This window comes from Haloarcula japonica DSM 6131, assembly GCF_000336635.1.
Classification (GTDB): domain Archaea; phylum Halobacteriota; class Halobacteria; order Halobacteriales; family Haloarculaceae; genus Haloarcula; species Haloarcula japonica.
Genome location: NZ_AOLY01000028.1, coordinates 1 through 4,196 on the forward strand (window position 1 = coordinate 1; position 4,196 = coordinate 4,196).

A 4,196-nucleotide genomic window follows, 5' to 3' on the forward strand; every position below is an offset into this window, starting at 1 on the left:
ACACACTCGACACCTCCTCGTTCCTTCCGCAAACATACCTCGATACGCCGCTGCTGTCATGCGGTTCGTCTCCTAACTAAAGACGGATGGCCACCTGCTGTCCCCACCCTCTATACTCAGCAGGCCGGTTATGTCAGAAATGAGTGGTTTTACGACTAAACAGTTTCACCCAGCTAGCAACTGTGTATTCTCTGGCTGGTTCGCTCGAAAGAAATAACAGTCAGTACCTTGATTATCGGCTAACGGATCTACTAGTAGTTACTTGATTTGGAACGCCGCTCTCCTCAAAGTTCCTCTATGGGTCTGGACATCCCAAACTGAATGTCTACTAGCAGCCGGTCATCTTCATTGCTACCTGTCTCTATTGAACGCCCACCCTTCGAGTGAATTCGGATCTTCGAGTGACTGCGCTTGGATGAATATCTCCACGACTTCTTCCTGTCGTTCGGTTAACCCACTGTCGTCGATAGTGTTGAACCGGGATTCTACGTCTTCAATATCAAGGAATGGTTCGATTTGCTCTAGTTTGAGGATTTCATAGGTCTCTCCAGTGGATGCATTTACATCGGTGAGGAAGTACTCAATAAATTCTATCAGCGACTCATTGTCCGCTGTATACCTTCTAACCCACTCAACAGCATCATCTGAATCGCCCCAGTCCCTCCAACGCTCCAAAACTAGGTTTATTCGGTCAACATCAGCAAGATCACCCCTGCTGGCTTGGTTCTCAATCTGGTTCACCCAGGTTTCTCTTAGATCGCAGATGTCCTCATACTGTAACAGGCGTTCCCGTTCCAGTCGTTCTGTACCACCATACTCTCCATGTTCTTGAGATAACAAGCCTAGTAGATAAGCACCGAAATAGGGGGAGTGGCTGGTTGAGATGGCGTCGTCCAGAATCTGTGTTGGCTTGTCGGCTTCCTCTATCAGCGAGTATACGGTCTGAAATAACAAGCCGATATTCCCGTCATCCAGCGAGTTCGCTCGGGGATCCACTTGGACAAGGTGGTCAGCTACCTCAAACAGTCCCAAGGTAGCTTCTTTCCTAGTTTCAATCTCTCGGCTGTGCTCCTGAAATCGCTTTAGGAAATTATACGCCCGGGAACGCCCTGATTTGCCCTCCTGCTCAGACAAATCGAGGAGAATCTGTGCGAACTTTTCGTGGTCCTGAGCGGAGGTTTTGAGTGAAGTGAACTCTTCCTGTGGGATCTCTCCTTCGGGCACGGTTTGTCGGAAGTAGTAGTTGAACATATCTGGGTGACAGATTCTCTTCCGTTTTCGATAGGTGTCTTCGTTCTCGCTGATTGATTTCCAAGGGCTGATTTCGTTACGAGAGTATCGCGGAAAGAGATATGAGAGTAGCATCTCTGCTGTATCAACCGGTTTCTCATAATTCTCCCACAAGAAGTCGTGGTCTAGATCTTTTCCCTGATTTGGATGATTGCGTACCGTGAATCTCGTTTTATTCTCTCGTATCTTCTCGTAGATCTCGTTGAAATGGATTCGGAGTGTTTCTATAGCAATCAAATCGACGTAGTTTACTTCATCTCCTATTGCGCCATAGGAGGTCTTGACAGCGTTGGTGAGACGAATAGCGGATCGAGGAGTTTCAATTAATGGGTCAATCCCGTGCCGATACACCGTTTGCCAATGGGTTTTGTTGAACGTGACTTCGTCCTCCCCTACGATAGCGTCCAATCGGTTTGTGAAGAAGACGTGTAATGAGTTGTCGGCAGGGATTGGCATGTGCTGAGACAGTTGGACAATCTTCTCAAGATACCTATCCCCGTTTTGAACCCCGCGTTCACCTTCTTCGAGGGCTTCGACCACTACATCACGATCAAACGCCAACACATACGTCACGTTCGGGAAGTCAGCGACACTCTTCACCAAACGAAACATCTGCCGGATCTCGTCGTTGGTCAACCGGTCAATATCGTCGATAAACACCACAATCTGCTGGTCGGACTCTCGGAGCGCCTCCGAGATAGATTCCTTTACCTCACCAAGTTCAGGCTCATCCGTTTCAGTAACATCAGCAACGCCCTTTGCTACAGGACTAATTGGGACACCAACGGCTTCTGCCGGAAGTTTCGATACCCCTCGTGAGAGCGTTGCTATCTTTTCCCGGATATTGTCAAATCGATTGTCCTCTAGGTCGAGACCTGCACGGAATTGAGAGAAGAACTTATTGATCAGATCTGGCTGCCCTGAGAACCACCAAGGATTGAACCGGATAACTACAGGAGAATCACTGCGTTCTTCGAGGTTTTGTTCTACAAAGTTTAGTACCGTGCTCTTACCCGCTCCCCACTGCCCGTAGATTCCAACAACGAATTCATCGGCAGGAGTCCGTATGGAGATTGTATCAGCGATGTTCTCGGCAAAACTGCTGTATCCGAATTGGTCCTGTTCCGGATTTTCGAGAGCAGAGTCAGAAAGCAACCCCTGTTGACGGTTCATGGACCGAGTATACTGAAACAAACGACAAAGATTCTTTGCTCACATTACATATGGGCACCCCAGCTGAGCGGTTGGTGGATCGGATTCACCTATAGAGAGAAAGTGCATCAGAGGTTAAGCCATAGTACTCTATATCCGAAACTCCGCCAATACGCCCTAGTGACACGACGGATATCGCTCTCTGAGAATCTACTAGTACTTACTGTATTTTGAATGCCGTTTCCCGCGAAGTCCCACCGGGGTTTAGCTGCCTGATATCAAGAGTCTATTAGTACGATCTCAAGATTTGGTCGGTCGCTAAGTACAGTCAAGGTATGGATTATCGGGACCAGAAGCTATTGGTGACAGAAGGCCCCACAATCCTTAATTTGTTCAGAGTGACGAAGCGGTGATTTTATTCCGAATCGCCAGATTCTACAGCAGACTCACTGAGGATTCTGAAAAAACGGCGGACGCGGGACGTACCCATCTCTACGCGCTCTCCCTCAAGCTCGCGTCCGGTTTTGCGTGATTTCACCATCTCAATATAGACTATCCACTCTGTGGTGATAAATCTGTGGCACCATTTCGTCTAAAGAAGGAGGAAAAGTGCTGATATAAGAAGCACTGCGATTCCAAAAAACAAAAGGAACTGACTCCCCACTAGAAATAGATTTCCCCGCCTCAATTCTTGGTTCATACTATCTGTCCACTCGTTGTAACCATCTAAAAGGGTTAACATCCACTCATTCTCTGAATACTCTTGAGTTTGAGCTTCTTCTCGAAATGAATCACCAACACCAAACTCTCGATCAGTAGAAAAGACAGTTCCAAGACCAGTAAATACACAAATTGTTAGGGATATAATTCCAGTCGCCGCAGTGTAACTAACTTCTGGAGAGAGGCCAGAGAGTGTACTCGGTTTAGCAATCCCTGCCGCAGAGGCAATAATACTGATTACAATCACTGAGGTACGGGCATTTCGCATCGCTACATCATCAATATGTGTGGCGAGATCTAACTGACGCTCAAGAGACTCCTGTGACTCAACCCGGGTCTGGTTGAGGACCTCAGTAGTGAGATCTTCTGGATCTGGCGGTGTTGGATCTCTTTCCGCCTCAATGAGGTCTTCAACCCCGGTCACCTCCCCGAAAGGAGAGCCCTCATCTGATCTAGAGCCTTCCATCTGGAAACTTAATCGCTTGACGGCCATATTAAATATAGGGATCGCTCGCGCACCATATGATGGGGCTCTAACTGAAGACGATGTGAGAATTTACCCAAACGACGTGACTGGTGATGGCATCTGAAGATTCTCAGATACGCTATGAGATCCTACTGATCCTTTTCAAAGGGTATGTGGGGCACTTTATTGATGTGGCGCAGTCTTGCGACTTTGCCGAGCGGTTATAGAGGAGGAACTGAGTCAAATCGCCCTTTCATCAACTTGAATGATAATCTGCCGCTCTCAGAGGAATCCAAGCTAGGTAACTAACACAGTGTGTCAAAGAATACGTCTCACGGCCTCTACTTGGCGATTATACAGCTCTACATTCGCTCTTAAGCCCGTGATTTCGCCATCCACTAGTTCTGTTCAACACAGAAGCTGTGAATTATATTTGTTGAGAACTATTGTATGACAGGCTCAACTAACAACCTGTTCCACCATTCGTCTTTAGCTAACACCAGTAGTAATTCTTGGAAATGAAATTATAACTGTGGATGTTAGGAGAACCAATTCCGTCGGTCGAGGT

General features: G+C 47.4%; 2 protein-coding genes. Both read right to left on the reverse strand.

From position 1 onward, the window contains the following. Nucleotides 1–351: 351 nt before the first annotated feature. The gene (locus C444_RS08840; protein ID WP_004592367.1) at nt 352–2,463 is read right to left on the reverse strand and encodes a KAP family P-loop NTPase fold protein; all 2,112 of its coding nucleotides are present in this window, start codon (nt 2,461–2,463) and stop codon (nt 352–354) included. 571 nt (nt 2,464–3,034) lie between these two features. Next, nucleotides 3,035–3,655 (reverse strand): hypothetical protein, encoded by a 621-nt coding sequence (locus C444_RS21790; RefSeq protein WP_152420799.1) that lies wholly within the window; start codon nt 3,653–3,655, stop codon nt 3,035–3,037. Nucleotides 3,656–4,196: the final 541 nt, after the last annotated feature.